We start from the raw sequence: 16158 nt of genomic DNA on the forward strand, positions 1-16158 counted from the left end.
AACTCTGGCTCTATGCGACGGCTCGCCCAGTCTGTCACACATTTATCCGGGTGGCCTTCACAGGGGAAGCAGGGCGATGATGACGGATCGTGGAGTCTCGTTGAAGCTATTGATCGGCGTGGCGTATCTTTTGTCGGCGCCGGCCGTGGTACAGGCACAAACGCGCGCAGAGACGCTTCGTCAGGTAACCGGCAACAGCATCAATACGCTGGATCCTTCAATGCCCGGGGCCACGCGGGAGGCATTCGGCGTCTCGACCAGCACCTATGATCGCCTCGTGGCGTTCGACCGCAAGCGCGAAGCCGGCGTCTGGGTGTTCGATCGTACGAAAATCCGCGGCGAGCTTGCCGAGAGCTACGAGATCAGCCCGGACGGCCTCAAGATCACGTTCAAGCTGAGAGACGCCAAGTGGCACGACGGTACGCCCGTCACGGCCGACGATGTCAAATGGTCGCTCGACCGGGCTGTCAGTGCAAAGTCGCTCTCAAAGGGCCAATTGGGGACCGGTTCGCTAACGGCGCCCGATCAGTTTGCCGTCGTCGACGCGCGCACCGTCACGGTGACGTTGCCCAAGCCGGATCGGCTTGCGCTTTCCAATCTTGCCACGCCCCTTGCGCCGATCTTCAACAGCAAACTGGCCAGGCAGCATGCGACGCCGGAAGATCCCTGGGCGCAGGACTGGCTGAAGACCAATACGGCCGGCAGCGGTGCCTACACGATCGAGACCTTCAGGCCGGGCGAGCAGGTGGTGCTGCGGCGGAATGATAATTGGAAGAGCGGTCGCGACGGCCAGCTGCCGTTCTTCAAGCGCATCATCGAACAGACCGTTCCGGAACCTGCGACCCGCGCCAACCTGATCGAAAAAGGCGATGCCGACATTGCCACCGATCTTCAGGCGAGCGACGTGCTGGCGCTGCAGTCCCGCGGCAAGCTCAGGGTGGATTCGACACCGCAGAGCAACGGCTTCACGATGATCGCGTTCAATACAAGGATGGCGCCGTTCGACAACGTCAAGGTGAGGCAGGCCATCGCCGCGGCGCTGCCTTATGACTCCATGCTGGAAGCGGCGATTTTCAAGCGCGGCTTTGCCCTGTTCGGAGCATCCTGGAGCGCGCCTCCGACCGGAGATTTCCCGCAGCCGATGCCGACCAGGACCGATCTGGCCAAGGCCAGGCAACTGCTTGCCGAGGCGGGCATGGCCGCCGGTTTCAAGACCACGTTCAGCATCAATGTCGGCTCGGCAGCAATCACCGAACCGATGGCGGCGCTCATCAAGGAGGCGCTGGCGAAGATCGCTATCGAAGTGGACATTCAGAAGCTGCCCGACGCCCAGATGAGCACCGCTATCAGCGACAAGCGGTTGCCGTTCTTTACCGAAGGGTCGACGGCATGGCTTCCGACCACCGACTATTTCTTCCGTAACTTCTTTACCGGCGAACAGCGCTGGAACTACAGTTCGTGGAACGACGCTGTGGTCACCGAATTGGGCGCCAGGGCGCGCTTCGAGCTCGATCCGGCCAAGTACGAGGAGATGAGCAAGCAGATGATCGCCCAATACGTCAAGGAGATGCCGCTGGTTATGCTTTGGCAGGCGAACCAGGATGCCGTGATGGCGCCGAACCTCGACGGCTATACCTACTGGTTTCATCGCCAGCTCGACTTTCGCGATTTGAGCCGCAAGTAGTGCCGTGGCTTCGCTCGTCGCTACCGACCTTGTTCGGTGCGAAAGAAGGCAATGGTTGACAAGGAATGAAATGAGCGGCCTGAGCAGGGAATGGGAAGTCGGCACCGATATCGGGGGCACCTTCACGGACATCATTGCCATCCGGCGTGACCCCGCCGAAACCCGCATCGCCAAGGTTCCGTCGCGTCCGCATGCGCCGGTCGATGCGATGCTCGAAGCCATCGAGGCCGTCGGGCTGCAAAAGGATCAGGTCAAGCGCTTCGTCCATGGCACCACACGGGTAACCAATGCGATCGTCGAGGACCGCCTCCCAAAGGTTGCGCTGATCGCCACCGCGGGATTCGAGGATGTGCTGGATATCGGCCGCTACCGGCGCCGTGATCTGTACCGCCTCGATATCCCGCCGAAATCTCCCTCTTTGGTGCCGCGCGAGCTCTGCTTCGGTCTGGTTGAGCGGCTCGATCACGAAGGCAATGTACTGCAGCCGTTGCAGGATCGTGAGATCGACCGGCTGGTGACCTGGCTGAAGCAGACGGGCGTGCAAAGCGTAGCGGTGGCCTTGCTGCATGCCTACGCCAATCCGGCGCATGAGAGGATGCTGGCCGAGCGGCTCAGGGCGATCGTGCCGCATGTCTCGCTGTCACACGAGGTCAATCCGGAAGCGCGAGAATACGAGCGCACGTCGTCGACGGTGTTCAACGCGGCGGCGATGCCTATTGCCGTCGAATATTTGACTGAGCTGGAACGGCGCTTGCCGATTGGACCCGGCCTGCAGGTGTTTCATTCCGCCGGCGCCATGGTGCCGATCGCGGCGGTCAAGCGGCGTCCCCTGGTCATGGCGATGTCCGGCCCGGCGGCCGGTGTGTCGGCGTCGGTCAGCATTGCGCGCCAGCTCGGCACGCCGAGAATGCTCACCTTCGACATGGGCGGCACCACGACCGACGTCTGTCTGATCGTCGACGGGCAGGCCGAGATGGCGGACGGCCGAATGCTCGGGGATCGACCGCTGCGCCAGCCGATGCTGGCGGTTGACTCGATCGGGGCGGGAGGCGGCTCGATCGTGCGCAACGGGCCGGGTGGCTTGACCGTGGGACCGCAGAGCGCGGGATCGGAGCCGGGCCCGGCCTGCTATGGCCGCGGCGGCATGGCGCCGACGATCACCGATGCCAATGCGGTGCTCGGCTATCTCAATCCGGAGACACGGCTCGGGGACCGCATCAGCCTCGACATCGAGGCTGCCCGGCGCGCCATCTCGCCCATTGCGCAAGCGCTGAAGCTGGGCCTCGAGGAGACCGCGCGCGGCATCGTCAAGGTCGCGAATGCGACCATGGCGCGGGCGCTGCGCCGGGTCACGGTGGAACGCGGCATCGACGGCCGCGACTGCACGCTGCTGGCCTTCGGCGGTGGCGGGCCGATGCATGCGGCGGGAATGGCTGACCTCTACGGCATCGGCTCGATCGTGGTGCCCAACGCGTCGAGCGCGTTTTCCGCGCTTGGCTGTCTCACGGCCGATTTCAGTTTTCTGCAGCAGCAGACCTTCCGTGTCGCGCTGGATGGTATCGATCTCGCGCGGTTGCTGGAGCGGATCGAGACCCTGATCGGGCAGGCGTCGGAACCGTTGATCGCGAGCGGCGTTGCGCGCGCAGAGATCGACGTCGAGCTGGTCGCCTTGATGCGCTATGCCGCGCAGAACGACGCCATTGCCGTTCCATTCTCCCTGCCACTGATTACCACGCGGTTGCGCGAAGATTTTCTCGCGCGTCACCACGCGCTGTTCGGCTACGCGACGGCGGAGAGTTGCGTCATCGAATCGGTGCGCGTGCAGGCGCGGCGGCCATCCACCACCATCGTCGATCGTGCCACGACCGCCGTCCGCAAGTTGCACGCAGCTTCGCGTCGATGCACGTTCGATGGGCGCCATGACGTGGCTACAATGATCGTGGACCGCGCCTCGATGAAGGAAACGGTGTTCGGGCCCGCGGTCATTGAAGATGCGTGGTCCACCATTGTAGTTCCCCCGGGCTGGCAGGCCAAACCGGACACGATCGGTCATCTCTTTTTGACGAAGGTGACGCCATGACGCTCGATCCGTTTACCGTCGAAGTGATACGGCATGGCCTGTCGGCGGCGGCCGAGGAGATGAGCTTGGTGATGACGCGTTCGGCGCGTTCGCCGTTGTTGCGCGAAGCCGGCGATCTGTCATCTGCGATCACCGATGCCAAGGGCGATCTGGTCGGTCAGGGCCGCGACATCCCGATCCATCTGGGTGCCATGGCTTACACCGTTCCGGAATTGTTGAAAGTCCTGCCTGTAGGCAGCCTGAACGACGGCGACGTTCTGATCTATAATCTTGGCGCGCTCGGCGGCAATCATCTGAACGACGTCAAAGTGGTTCGGCCGGTCTTTGTCGACGGCGACCTCGTCGCATTCGCGATCAGCCTCGCGCATTGGCCCGACATCGGCGGGACATGGCCGGGCAGCTACTTCGCCAAGGCCATCGATACCTTTCAGGAGGCGATGCGCATTCCCCCGGTTCTGATTGCGACAGCGGCGGGAGTGAGTACGCCGATCATGCAGCTGCTGAAGGCCAACGTACGCGATCCCGAGGCCTGCGAGGGCGATCTGCTCGGACAGATCGCAGCGACCAAGGCCGGCGAAAAGCGCATCGTCGAGCTTTGCCGGCACCACGGCAGGGAGGTGTTCACCGCCGCGCTGGCGCGTCTGCACGATCTGTCGGAGATCGAGATGCGGGAGGCCATCCGCGAATTGCCGGATGGGGTCTATGAAGGGGAAGATTACCTCGACGATGGTGGCGCGGGCGGTGAGCCCGCCCGCATTCACGTCAAGATCATCATCGCGGGCGATGAAGCGACCTTCGATCTGTCCGGCAGCGCCGACCGGGCCTCCAATTTCTGCAACACGACGCCGTTCATTGCGCGTTCCGCCGTAGCCTATTCGGCACGCATCATGAGCGGGCGCGAGATGCAGCAAAATGCCGGCGCCTTGCGGCCGCTCACGATCATCACGCGCCAGGGTTCGATCCTGGAGCCGGGATGGACGGCGGCCGTCGCGGCAGGAAATCACGAAACCTCGATGCGCATCGTCGATGCCATCTTCCGCGCGATGCAGGACGCCATTCCGGAGCGCCTGTCCGCAGGCGGCACCACGACCGCCAGTGTGCTGTTCTTCGCCGAGCCGCGCCCGGACGGCTCCTGGAAGATGCTGTACGAGGTCCATGGCGGCGGCGAGGGCGCGCGCCATGATCGCGACGGCGTTTCGGCGACGCGCGTGCACCTGGCCAACACGTCGAACACGCCGGCCGAAGTGATCGAGGCCAACTACAAAATCCGGGTCGAGCAGCAGTCGATTCGCCGCCAGTCCGGTGGCGCCGGCCAATATCGCGGCGGCGACGGCGTGGTGCGTTCCTATCGGATCCTGGCGCCGTCGATGCATCTGACCACCTGTGTCGAGCGCATGGTGATCCCGCCGTTCGGCATGCAGGGCGGCCAGCCCGGCGAGACCTGCCGGATATCTCTGGTCAGAAACGGCGCGAATGTCGAAATCGACGGCAAATCGAATCTGGTGCTGCAGCGAGACGATCTCGTCACCATCGAAAGCTGCGGCGGCGGTGGTTATGGGGCGGCGAATGAGGTTTCTCGATGAGTAGGCTTTTGCGAACCGGCCTGAACGCGGGCGACAGCGCGCCGCTTACCGTCGTCGGCGGTGAGGGGGTCTATTTCGATCTCGAAGATGGCCGTCGCCTGATCGACGGCAGCAATACCGGCGGTGGCCTTGGCCATCGTCATCCGGCGATGGTGGAAGCGATCCGTCGCGCCGCGGATACGCCGGTCGTGAACGAGGGCTGGACCTGGATCGGGCGCGAGCAAGCCGCGGACGATCTGATCCGGATTGCCTTCGAGGGTGAGGAGGATTGGGTTGGCGCCGTTCGCTTTTGCATCAGCGGCAGCGAAGCGAATGACATGGCGCTCTCGCTTTGCCAGGCGCTCACGCAGCGCACCGCGCTCGCGACCCGCGAACGCGCCTATCACGGCCTTGTCGGTCTGTCCCGCAGCATGACCGTGCAGCCGCAATGGCATGGCGGCCTTGCGGTCCATGCCGGTGGCTCGCAACTCCCTGCCGCGATGGCGCCGGTCTGCATTCTGCCCGCGCCCGATGGCGCGATCTACGGCGCACCGCCGAACAATCCATCGGCGAAGCAGTATCTCGCCGACGCCGCAAGCACCCTGTCGGACGCCGCCGCAACCATCATCGACTATACCCAGGGCGGCATCTACCACGACGCCGAATATCAGGACCAACTGGCGCTGCGCGCCCGCGAGGCTGGATCGATCTGGATCGCTGACGAAGTGGTGACCGGCGTGGGACGGGCGGGGCGATGGTTCGCGTTTCAAGGTGGCGAGAGCCGTCCGGACATCGTGACGCTCGGCAAATCGCTGGGCGGCGGCGCCGCGGCGGTCGCGGCGGTCGTGGTATCGAAGGCCATCGTCGAGCAACTCAAGGGCAAGAGCTGGCAGAATTATGGAACGTTGCGTGGTCATCCGATCAGCATGGCCGCCATCAGCGCCTACCTCGGCGTGGTCACCAGCGAGGATATCCTGTCCCGGGTGCGCCAGCTCGAAGGATTATTCGCAAAGCGTCTGCTCGAGATCGCCCGGCGACACCCGAGCGTAAGCCGTGTGGCGGGGCAGGGTCTGCACTGGACCATCGAGCTGCACGGACCGGACTGGCGGACCTGGCGCGCCGATACGCTTGAGGATCCCGTCGCTTCGCGCGTGGCGCTGCGCGCGCTGGAGGCGGGCGCAGTCATCGGCACCAGCGGCGAACAGACCTCGCTGTTCCTTGCGCCGCCTTTGGTGATCTCCGCGGATGAATCCCACCAGCTTCTCGATGCTCTTGATCACGGCCTGCAGGTTGCGGATGAAGAGTATGAACGCCATGCCGCGGCGAGCCACGGCCGATAGAAGGGCTAGGCCTCAGTCATCCAGGGCCGCCAATGCACAGCGTTTCTCCGCTCTGGCCGGTTGGCGAACCCTGGCACCTGCCGATGCCTGACGGCACGCTCTACCATGCGCTGGCGCGCGCCGCGCATCGCAACCCCGATCATCCGGCGACCGCCTTCTATGGCGCGAAACTGGGCTACTGCGAGTTGCAGCGCCGCGTCGATGCGATGGCGGGATTTCTGCAACATAGCTGCGGCGTCAAACGTGGTGATCGCGTTTTGATCGCGCTGCAGAACTCGCCGCAATATGTGATCGCCTATTACGCGGTGATGCGCGCGGACGCGGTGATCGTGCCGGTCAATCCGATGAACAAGACTGAGGAAATCGCCTATCTCGCCGCCGACAGCGGGGCGATGGTGGCGATCGTCGGCAGCGAGCTGTGCGAAATGTTCGCGCCGCTGCTGGGAGCTACGCTCTCCCATGCCGTGGTCGCAAATTACCGCGATGAGGTGCCAGCCGACACGCCCTATGCCTTGCCGGCATGTGTTACACAGCCGAACGAAGCGCCGGAGTCACCGGGATGGTTCCGCTGGCAGCAGGCAATCGCGCAGGCGCGATTGCCGACGCCAATGACCGCGGCGCCGGACGATCTCGCGATCATGCCTTACACCTCCGGCACCACCGGCAGGCCGAAGGCCTGCATGCACAGCCATCGCAGTGCGTTGTTCACGGCAGTCCTGCAGGCGCGCTGGTATGGGCTCAGCCACGACGATGTCATGTCCGGCTTCATGCCGCTGTTCCATGTCGCCGGAATGCAGGGGTCCATGAATGCCGCCATCGTCGCGGGCGCGAGCCTCGTGCTGATGGCGCGATGGGACAAGGACCTGATCCCGGATCTGTTCGAGGCGCATGGCGTGACGTTCTGGAACGCGGCGCCGACCATGATCGTCGATGTTCTGGCCGGTCCAGGATTCCGTGACAGCAGCTTTGCGCGGTTGAAGATTCTCACCGGCGGCGGCGCGGCGATGCCTGCCGCGGTTGCCGAACGGCTGAAGGTCCGTTTCAACCTGGATTACATCGAGGGATACGGCATGACGGAGACGATGTCGCCGACCCATCTCAATCCGCTCGCCGCGCCGAAGCGCCAGTGTCTCGGCATTGCCGTGCACGAGACCGATGCGCGGGTGATCGATCCCGATACGCTGGAGGAACTGGGTGACGGCGCGGTGGGCGAAATCATCGTGCACGGGCCGCAGCTGCTAAAGGGTTATTGGAACAAGCCCGACGCCGACGTCAGCGCCTTTATCCAGCGCGACGGGAAACGCTTTCTGCGGACCGGCGATCTCGGTTACCGCGACGCTGAGGGTTATTTCTTCGCGGTCGACCGGTTGAAGCGGATGATCAATGTGAGCGGCTTCAAGGTCTGGCCGGCCGAGGTGGAGGCGATGATGTACGAGCATCCCGCGATCCGGGAATGCTGTATCATTTCCGCGCCGGACGGCTATCGCGGAGAAACCGTGAAGGCGTTGGTGGCGATCCACGAAGCCGCAAAGTCGACCATTCGCCCCGAGGATATCCTGTCCTGGTCACGCGACAGGATGGCGAGCTACAAGGCGCCCCGTTCAGTGGTGCTGGTCGACAGCCTGCCGCGCACCGAGAGCAACAAGATCAACTGGCGGCTGCTGCAGGACGCGGAGTGGAGTCGGTGACGGAGGCTGGCTCTGTCGCCATCAACCCGGATCGTTTCCTGGACGCGTCAGTTCCCCGATGCCAATTGGGTGTAATCACCGCGCATGTGCAGCTCCCTCCGTCGCTCCGACCATGGATTTGACGCGAGTGTTTAGGATTACTTCGAGAAAAATCACTTCATCGCTTGCAGCGACTTCCGCGCGTCAGCCAACAAGGCCTGAATTCGCTTGCGCCCGGCGACCCGAAGCGGACAGATCCCGGTTGCGGCTTGATGATGTACAGCTTGCCATTTGTCGGGTAGGTTCCGAACCTTATCATGTGCCACACGTAGCAGCGCAGCACGCCCGGAGCTGATGATGCAGCCGATGAGCGAGGCCCCTTTCGAAACGGCTCTAGCCGAACGTGTCGAGAAAATGCTCGACGCCTGCACGCAATGTGGCAAGTGCGTCGAGGTTTGTCCGAGCGTTGAACCGGCCGGCATCTCGGATACGAAGTCTGAAGACGTCATTGGCGGCATCCTCGAACTGGTACGCACCGGTAATGGTCCGGAAGCATCGCGCAAATGGGCGCAGTCCTGCATGCAGAGCGGGGAATGCATCAAGGCGTGCGACTACGGCGTCAATCCGCGTTTCCTGCTTAGCATGGCGCGGCTTGGCATTGCGAAGTCCGAAGTCCGACAATGAACTTGCCGAACGTCGCCGACAAGGCGTGGAGAGATACCGCGACGGCAGTCGCGGAGTGACGGTGCTTTCGCGCCTGCAACTCGATACGGAGGTGCTGGAACGACTGGGTCAAAAATCGGCGTCGGTTTTCGCGCCCGTCGAGGCGCCGGACTTCGTGTTTTACACCGGCTGCAATGTGCTCAAGACCCCGCACATTGCCTTGCTTGCGCTCGATATCATGGATGCGCTCGGCGTCAGTTACCAGGTGATGGGCGGACCCAGCCATTGTTGCGGCATCGCGCAACTCAAATCCGGCGACGCGGAGATGGCCGGCCGCATGGGCTCGAACACCATGGAAAAGCTGTCGCACTCCAACTCGGGTCAGGTGATTTCCTGGTGCCCGACATGCTACGTCCAGTATACCGAAACCATCCTGCCGACCGTGCAGCGACAGCGTGGCTCCCGCCCGTTCGAGATGAACCCGTTCATGCGCTTTCTTGGCGAGCGGCTGGCGCAGCTAAAGCCGCACCTTCAGCGCAGGGTCGAAATGCGTGTCGCGCTGCACAAGCATCCCGGCGTGGCCGGCGTCGTGGAAGCCGCCACTGAAATCCTGACGATGGTCCCCGGTATCGAACTCGTCGATCTGAACCAGCCGGCGGTTGGTTTGCAGAGCGTGAATGTTGGCGCCCTTCCAAAGTTCAAGCGCGAATTGCAGCTTAGGGAACTTGAGGCGGCGCACGATGCAGGTGTCGATGCGCTGGTGGCGGTATATCATTCCGATCATCGCGAACTGTGCGCGCACGAGCGCGACTGGCCGTTCCGCATCCTGAACATCCTCGAGATCGTCGGCGAAAGCATGGGCCTGCATCGGCGCGATCGCTACAAGGAGCTCAAGATCATGCAGGACGCCGACCAGATCGTCGCTGACTGTGGCGACCTGATCGCAAAGCACGCGCTTGATCCCGGCCATGCGCGTGACGTGGTGGTAAAAGTGCTGCTTGGCGATCAGCCGCTTCCCCTGAAGGGCGGCATACTCCCGGAGCAGCGCGGGCGGCTTGTGGCGCCATCGTAGGAGCCTGGCGTCTCCCGTCGGCACCGTTGCGGCATGCGCGAACAATAATAGCATGGTTCTGTTGAGCCATTCCCTGCCGACCCAACTGGAGAGCCTGGTGAATTTCGTTCCCAACAATGCCACGCCCCGCCATGACGGCGCCGTCCAGGCGACGTCGGGCGAGTTCGCCGGCTGGTGGACGTGGACCCGCGACAACTTTGAGGTCCACAACGGCCCGTTCTGGCACCGCGAGGAAGACAACGGGACGATTCGCTGTGCGTTCCGGCTGGAAAAGAAGCATATCAACGGCTCCGGCGCTGCGCACGGCGGCTGCCTGCTGGCGTTCGCCGACTACTGCCTGTTTGCGATCAGCAACAAGGTGCTGCTGGACGGTCGCGGCGTCACGTTGTCGTTCACCTCGGAATTCATCGACGCGGCTTATGAGGGCGAACTGATCGACGGCCATGGCGAGGTGGTGCGCGCCGGCCGCTCGATCCTGTTCCTGCGCGGCACACTGACCACAGCCGGGCGGCCGGTGCTGACCTTCTCCGGCACCATCAAGCGCGTCAACGCGCCGCGAAAACCTGACTGATTTATTTTGCCAGCAGCTTGCGGAATTTCTCGACCTCCTCGGGCGCGCTTTTTGTACCGTCTCCGACCTCTCAATAGATACCGGTTGTGGGAGGCGGGCAGCGTCCCAGCCGGTCAAAACGTCTCGGTAATCTTGCTCAGGCGAGGGGGACGATCCGGGTCAAATCCGCAGGCGCGCGCCGTCTGCTCGATCATCCGATAGGCCGGAACGAGCATGGTGATCGGGTCAGTGGCAGGATCATCCCCGGCCAGCCAGGGCAGCGAGCCATGCGGTCCGCCGCACAGATGCAGCGCGATCTTTTGCTCGCGCAGCTCTACTGCCAGGGCGTCCACCGTGGCCGCCGTTTCATCCATGAGGCGCATCATGACAACCGGCGTGCGCGATGATAACGCGGCGCGTGGTCCATGCTGCAACTCGGCGGCGCTCAGGCCGATGGAAGGCAGGCGCAGGATTTCCGAAAGTTTCAGGGCGATCTCCCGCGCCGAGCCCAGGCCCAGGCCTCGCGCCGCCACAAACACGGCTGACGCCTTGACGAGATCATCGGCCATCCCGGACCAGTCGAGCGGCAGTGCGCGGTGCAGGCGCCCGGGCAGCCGGTCGAGGGCCGACCGCAGCGCTTGATCTTCCGCCAGTTCGGCAACAAGTCCGGCGCCCGCAGCCATCGAGCCGATCACGGTTTTGGTCGCCGCCACGGAGTGTTCCTGGCCGGCCTCGATCGGGATGACGAACTCCGCTTCGTCGGCCACCGGCGAGGACGTCGCATTGACGATGGCGATGGTGCGGGCGCCCGCGGCGCGCGCCGACCTGGTCGCCGCGACAAGATCCGGGCTGCGCCCGGATTGCGAGATCACGATGAACAGCGCATGCCGCAGCATCAACGGCGTGCGAAATGCCGTAATCACCGAAGGAGCGCTGGCTGAAACGGGCAGGCGAAGCCGCGTCTCGACGAGATATCTTAGGAAAACCCCGGCATGCCCGGAGCTGCCCCGGCCGCACACGACGCACAGCGGGGCTGAGCCAATCCCAATTCGCCGTGCGATGTCACGCGTCGCGGAGCGGTTACCAACAATTTTGGCGACAACATCCGCGCTTTCCCCGATTTCGGTCGCCATCGCGGAATTCGTCACGGCTCAACCGCTCCGCCTTGCTTGCGCTTCGCCGCTCCCTTGGGATGCCGGTCACGATCCCCGGCGAGCTCGGCAAACACGCGCCGAAGGTTGCCGTCACATTTTTCTAAAATGGCCTCGGCATCAGTCCTGTCGACACCCAGCGCCAGAAGGCCCGCCGTCTTGATGTCTCCCTCGGCCTCCTCGAGCCAGCGTGCCGCCTGCGACGGGTCACAGTGCGCGATTTGCGCCACCATGGCCTCGGCGCGCCGCTTCAGCTTGGCATTGGTCGGCTGCATGTTCACCATCATGCCGCGGTACACCCGGCCAAGGCGCAGCATGATCCCTGAGGAGATCAGGTTGAGCACAACCTTCTGCGCGGTGCCCGCCTTCATCCGCGTGGAGCCGGCGATCAGCTCGCGGCCGGTTTCGATCAGAATCGGAAACTTGGCCGACGCCAGCAGTGCGGTGCCGGGATTGTTGGCGACGCCGATCGTCACGGCACCGAAAGCGCCGGCCTGCTGCAGGGCGGCGACCGTGAATGGCGTTGTCCCGCTGGCGGCTACCGCGATCACCACGTCGTGCGGTGTGAGCTGCGTGGCGTCGATCTGTCTGACCGCATCGTCGACATCGTCCTCCGCACCCTCGATGCTGGTGACGAACGCGTTGGGTCCGCCGGCGACGATGAAGCGGACGCGCTCGCCGGGCCAGGCGAAGGTCGGCATCAGCTCGGCGCCGTCCTGGACGGCCACGCGGCCCGAGGTGCCGGCGCCGATATACACAATACGTCCATGATCACCCAGCGCCGCGGTGGCCGCTTCGGTCGCCGCAGCGATTGCGGGAAGGGCATGGGCGATCGCCGCGACTGCCGCAAGCTGGCCCTCCCACATGGCTTCCATCGCTGCCGTCACCGACCATGCATCAAGATCGGCAAAACGGGGGTCGACTTCTTCGGTGGCCATCTCGTTGATCCATGCGTCTTCAAACGCGGAACTCTGAAGGCTGCTCATGGCCGGTTTCCCTCTTGGGCAGGTCAAGCCGCCCTCGCGCCAGCAGCAACGCGCCGGCTGCCGCATCGGCATCGGGACGCCTCAGGCGGGTGCGCAGGTCAGGCGTCAGCCAGGGCGTAAGGGCATCCGCGAGCCCGCCTACCAGCGAGAGCCGGTCAATTCCTTTCGCCAGAAACAGATCGAGCAGATCGCCGATGGCGTCGGCCGCGCGTTCGACAATGCGACGGCCGACCGGATCGCCCTGATTGGCGTGCCGCATCACGACCGGCGCGAACGCAGCGTAGTCGGTGGCCCTGGCTTCCTCGGACCAGGCCACCGCCTGATACGGATCATGATCGAACGCGCCCAGCACCTCTGAAAGCAATGGGGACAGCTCGCCGCGGCGATCCGCGGCCCGCAGCGCCAATCGAACAACCTGCAGGCCGATGTCGGCACCGCTGCCTTCGTCCGACAGCGGAAAGCCGTAACCGGCGAAACGGATTTCGCGGCCGTCGAGCAGGCCGACACCGACCGAGCCTGTGCCGGCTACCACGATGGCCCCGTTTGCGCCGCTATGGGCGCCGAGACAGGCCGCCAGACCGTCGCTGATGAAGATGACGGACGCAAAGGGGTGCGCGATCTTGTTGAGCGCCGCTTCGGCGCCCCGGCGGCCAAAACCGGCAAGGCCAATTCCGGCGTGCATCCGCGCGAAATCCTCGCCCGTCAGTCCGGCCTGTGCAGCTGCCGCTTCAGTGGCCTCCATGATGGACCGCCAGGCCTTCTCGAAGCCAATTCGCGTTGTCGCAGGCCCTGCGCGTCCGGCACCGAGAATCCCGCCGTTTTCGTCCTCGATCCGGGCGCGGCAGCGGGTTCCGCCGCCATCAATGCCGAGATACATGGTACCTTTTGTTCCCATGGAAGTTAACGTGAAGGTTTCGCTCCGGGTCCCTCCCAAAGACCCCCGGTGTAGATATGAAGCCTTGTTCGGCAATCGCCTCACGAGTTCGTGACTGCCACTCTCGGATCGGTACTGATGGGCCACGCCAGTTCCTCCTCTCTCACGATTGCCGCCCAGCACATCTTTGACGGTGCCCAGATGCGCGGGCCGGGATCGGTCAGGATCTCGCAGGGGCGGATTGAAAGCATCGCCTTCGGCCAGGCGGAGGCGCGCGCCTCAATCCACGTGCCGGCCGGCGCGATCCTCGCACCCGGGTTCATCGACATTCAGGTCAACGGCGGCGGGGGCGTTCTTCTCAACGACCAACCAAGCGAGGCTGGCGTAAGATGCATCGTCGAGGCGCACCGCAAGGCGGGCACCACGGGCTGCTTGCCGACCATCATCACCGATCGTAGCGACGTCATCGAGCGATTGGCGGCAGTCGCCCAGGCGTGTCTGCAGATTCCCGGCGTTCTCGGCTTTCATCTGGAAGGGCCGGCCCTCAACCGGTCGCGCAAGGGCATTCATCCGGAAGCCGAGATACGCGTGCCCGATCGGCGCGATCTCGCCGCGATCAAAAGTTTTGGCGACCGCGGCCGCTCCATTGTGACCTTGGCCCCGGAATGCGTGCCTGCAGCCATGATCGATGAATTGATCGGTGCCGGATTGCGGATCGCGGCCGGCCACAGCGATGCCACCGCGGTCGAAATCGGGCAGGCGGCCGATCGCGGTGTCTCGGGGGTGACCCATCTGTTCAACGCCATGTCGCAATTGAACGCCCGGGAGCCGGGCCTGGTGGGCGCCGCCCTTGACGATGACCGGCTGTTTGCGGGAATTATTTGCGACGGCATTCACGTCGATCGCGCCGGTTTGCGTGTTGCCTTCCGCTGCAAGGGACGCGATCGATTGATGCTGGTCACCGATGCCATGCCACTGGTTGGAACCAACGACCGGCAGTTCGTGCTGCAAGGAAGGCAGATCACGTTGCGCGAAAATCGCCTGACCGGCCCCGATGGCACGCTCGCGGGCGCTCACCTCACCATGATCGAGGCAGTGCGCAACGCTGTTGCGCTGCTCGGAAGCTCGCTGGTCGATGCCCTCATCATGGCCTCGCGGACACCGGCGGCATTTCTGGGCCTTGAGTCCGAGCTTGGACGGATCGCGCCCGGATACCGTGCGGACCTTGTCGCCTTTAATCCGAACTTTGAAGTCGTCGGCACCTGGATAGGCGGTGTCGGCTCGATGGACGAGATGAGCGAGGCTTCTCACCGGGGTTAGATGCGCAACCATCCCATCATCGTGCAAAAATATGGCGGTGTCTGCCTTGAAACGCCGGCGAAAATTCGCGCGGTTGCGCGCAGTCTCGCCGATCTGCATGGCCGTGGTCATCGCGTGGTGGCGATCGTCTCCGCCATGGGCAAGACCACCGACCAATTGATCCAGATGGCTTATGAGGTAAGCCCGGCTCCCAATCGCCGTGAACTCGACATGCTGCTGACGACCGGTGAGCGCATCAGCATGTCGCTGTTGAGCATGGCGCTTGCCGATCTCGGCGTGCCCGCGATCAGCTTCACCGGCAGCCAAGCCGGCGTGATGACCGACGACTCGCATTCCTCCGCGCGCATTCTGGATGTAAGGCCGATTCGCGTGCGTGAGGAACTCGATCGCGGGCGCGTCGTGGTGCTGGCAGGATTTCAGGGCGTCAACCCGGCGACCAGGGAAATCACCACGCTCGGCCGCGGCGGCAGCGACACCACGGCGGTTGCGATGGCCGCGGCGCTGAAGGCCGAACGCTGTGAAATTATCAAGGATGTCGACGGAATTTGTTCGGCCGATCCGCGTATCGTGCCGGAGGCAAAGCCGCTGCGGCAGGTGGACTTCGCATCGCTGTCCGAAATGTGCTTCTGGGGTGCAAAGGTCCTGCATTTTCGCAGCCTGGAGCTGGCGCAAAGTCAGGATGTGCCTCTGGTTCTCAAGCAGTGGGGCAGCACTGAAAACAGCACGCAAGTGATGAAAGAGGTTGCAGGTATGGAAAACGGAAAAGTTCTGGCCGTCAACTCGCTGGCGCGCATTGAGCATGTGGAAATCGACTCCAAAGATCTCAATCAGGGCTTCGAGAAGTTCGCGCAGCATCTCAAGCAAAACAGCCTGTCGTGGCCGCAACTGCTCGCCTCCAGCTTCGCCGTTGGAAAAACCAGCATGACCGTGGCCTGTGATTCAGAGTGGCTCGACGCCCTGTTGCGCACGCTGGAACAAAGCGAGGATCTGCGCCGGCAGCGCGCGGCCTCGAGCTCGGTCAGTCTGACCTGCTTCGGCGGCGTTTCGTCGGAATTGCCGTTCAGGGCGCTGCAGATTCTCGGACGTCACGGAATTGCCCCCGACACTTACGTGTTGTCGTCGCATTCGGTCAGTCTGTTTGTACCTGTGGAGGATCGCGAGGCCGCGGTTAAGGCGTTGCATTCGCTCGTCCAGCCAGCATAGCTTCGA

The 16158-nt window shown here is 63.8% G+C and carries 13 protein-coding genes; 10 read left to right on the top strand and 3 right to left on the bottom strand.

Annotated elements, in window-relative coordinates; all coding sequences use genetic code 11:
* Positions 1–79 precede the first annotated feature (79 nt).
* From ACSQ84_RS30775 to ACSQ84_RS30810, 8 genes are all read left to right on the top strand, one after another.
* The gene (locus ACSQ84_RS30775) at positions 80–1684 is read left to right on the top strand and encodes an ABC transporter substrate-binding protein (RefSeq protein ID WP_436215492.1); all 1605 of its coding nucleotides are present in this window, start codon (positions 80–82) and stop codon (positions 1682–1684) included.
* Positions 1685–1754: 70 nt separating this feature from the next.
* Positions 1755–3764 carry a hydantoinase/oxoprolinase family protein gene (locus ACSQ84_RS30780; RefSeq protein ID WP_436215493.1) on the top strand — a complete coding sequence of 670 codons (2010 nt, stop codon included), beginning with the start codon at positions 1755–1757 and terminating at the stop codon, positions 3762–3764.
* Positions 3761–5347, top strand: a complete 1587-nt coding sequence (locus ACSQ84_RS30785; protein WP_436215494.1) for a hydantoinase B/oxoprolinase family protein — start codon at positions 3761–3763, stop codon at positions 5345–5347. Before ACSQ84_RS30780 ends, ACSQ84_RS30785 begins: the two co-directional genes overlap by 4 nt.
* Entirely contained in the window at positions 5344–6666 is a 1323-nt protein-coding gene (locus ACSQ84_RS30790) for an aminotransferase class III-fold pyridoxal phosphate-dependent enzyme (protein ID WP_436215495.1), read from the top strand. Before ACSQ84_RS30785 ends, ACSQ84_RS30790 begins: the two co-directional genes overlap by 4 nt.
* Before the next feature lie 32 nt (positions 6667–6698).
* Positions 6699–8354 carry a long-chain-fatty-acid--CoA ligase gene (locus ACSQ84_RS30795; protein WP_436215496.1) on the top strand — a complete coding sequence of 552 codons (1656 nt, stop codon included), beginning with the start codon at positions 6699–6701 and terminating at the stop codon, positions 8352–8354.
* A 336-nt stretch (positions 8355–8690) separates the two neighbouring features.
* Positions 8691–9017 (top strand): 4Fe-4S dicluster domain-containing protein, encoded by a 327-nt coding sequence (locus ACSQ84_RS30800; RefSeq protein ID WP_436215497.1) that lies wholly within the window; start codon positions 8691–8693, stop codon positions 9015–9017.
* A 55-nt stretch (positions 9018–9072) separates the two neighbouring features.
* The gene (locus tag ACSQ84_RS30805; RefSeq protein WP_436215498.1) at positions 9073–10068 is read left to right on the top strand and encodes a heterodisulfide reductase-related iron-sulfur binding cluster; all 996 of its coding nucleotides are present in this window, start codon (positions 9073–9075) and stop codon (positions 10066–10068) included.
* A gap of 52 nt (positions 10069–10120) precedes the next feature.
* Complete coding sequence (locus tag ACSQ84_RS30810) at positions 10121–10639, top strand: PaaI family thioesterase (RefSeq protein WP_436215499.1); 519 nt, start codon at positions 10121–10123, stop codon at positions 10637–10639.
* A 113-nt stretch (positions 10640–10752) separates the two neighbouring features.
* On the opposite strand, the gene ACSQ84_RS30815 is transcribed toward ACSQ84_RS30810, so the two are convergent.
* The 3 genes from ACSQ84_RS30815 to ACSQ84_RS30825 are packed head-to-tail and all read right to left on the bottom strand — an operon-like array spanning position 10753 to position 13650.
* Positions 10753–11751, bottom strand: coding sequence for an SIS domain-containing protein (locus tag ACSQ84_RS30815; RefSeq protein ID WP_436215500.1), 999 nt, complete (start codon positions 11749–11751; stop codon positions 10753–10755).
* An 11-nt stretch (positions 11752–11762) separates the two neighbouring features.
* On the bottom strand, positions 11763–12707 hold the full coding sequence (locus tag ACSQ84_RS30820) for an N-acetylmuramic acid 6-phosphate etherase (RefSeq protein ID WP_436215620.1): 945 nt from the start codon (positions 12705–12707) through the stop codon (positions 11763–11765).
* A gap of 19 nt (positions 12708–12726) precedes the next feature.
* The gene (locus ACSQ84_RS30825; protein WP_436215501.1) at positions 12727–13650 is read right to left on the bottom strand and encodes a BadF/BadG/BcrA/BcrD ATPase family protein; all 924 of its coding nucleotides are present in this window, start codon (positions 13648–13650) and stop codon (positions 12727–12729) included.
* A gap of 117 nt (positions 13651–13767) precedes the next feature.
* Between ACSQ84_RS30825 and nagA the strand changes: the two genes are divergently transcribed.
* Complete coding sequence (gene nagA / locus ACSQ84_RS30830; protein WP_436215502.1) at positions 13768–14949, top strand: N-acetylglucosamine-6-phosphate deacetylase; 1182 nt, start codon at positions 13768–13770, stop codon at positions 14947–14949.
* Positions 14950–16152, top strand: coding sequence for an aspartate kinase (locus tag ACSQ84_RS30835; protein ID WP_436215503.1), 1203 nt, complete (start codon positions 14950–14952; stop codon positions 16150–16152).
* Positions 16153–16158 lie beyond the last annotated feature (6 nt).

It is taken from the genome of Bradyrhizobium sp. LjRoot220 (genome assembly GCF_964252915.1).
Taxonomy (GTDB): Bacteria; Pseudomonadota; Alphaproteobacteria; order Rhizobiales; family Xanthobacteraceae; genus Bradyrhizobium.

Excerpts from the sequence above, each read along its gene's own strand:
- ACSQ84_RS30775 (WP_436215492.1), top strand. The coding sequence starts at position 80 with ATGACGGATCGTGGAGTCTCGTTGAAGCTATTGATCGGCGTGGCGTAT.
- ACSQ84_RS30835 (WP_436215503.1), top strand. The coding sequence starts at position 14,950 with ATGCGCAACCATCCCATCATCGTGCAAAAATATGGCGGTGTCTGCCTT.
- ACSQ84_RS30810 (WP_436215499.1), top strand. The coding sequence starts at position 10,121 with ATGGTTCTGTTGAGCCATTCCCTGCCGACCCAACTGGAGAGCCTGGTG.
- ACSQ84_RS30820 (WP_436215620.1), bottom strand. The coding sequence starts at position 12,707 with ATGGCCACCGAAGAAGTCGACCCCCGTTTTGCCGATCTTGATGCATGG.
- ACSQ84_RS30780 (WP_436215493.1), top strand. The coding sequence starts at position 1,755 with ATGAGCGGCCTGAGCAGGGAATGGGAAGTCGGCACCGATATCGGGGGC.
- ACSQ84_RS30825 (WP_436215501.1), bottom strand. The coding sequence starts at position 13,650 with ATGGGAACAAAAGGTACCATGTATCTCGGCATTGATGGCGGCGGAACC.
- nagA (WP_436215502.1), top strand. The coding sequence starts at position 13,768 with ATGGGCCACGCCAGTTCCTCCTCTCTCACGATTGCCGCCCAGCACATC.
- ACSQ84_RS30795 (WP_436215496.1), top strand. The coding sequence starts at position 6,699 with ATGCACAGCGTTTCTCCGCTCTGGCCGGTTGGCGAACCCTGGCACCTG.
- ACSQ84_RS30785 (WP_436215494.1), top strand. The coding sequence starts at position 3,761 with ATGACGCTCGATCCGTTTACCGTCGAAGTGATACGGCATGGCCTGTCG.
- ACSQ84_RS30815 (WP_436215500.1), bottom strand. The coding sequence starts at position 11,751 with ATGGCGACCGAAATCGGGGAAAGCGCGGATGTTGTCGCCAAAATTGTT.
- ACSQ84_RS30800 (WP_436215497.1), top strand. The coding sequence starts at position 8,691 with ATGCAGCCGATGAGCGAGGCCCCTTTCGAAACGGCTCTAGCCGAACGT.
- ACSQ84_RS30790 (WP_436215495.1), top strand. The coding sequence starts at position 5,344 with ATGAGTAGGCTTTTGCGAACCGGCCTGAACGCGGGCGACAGCGCGCCG.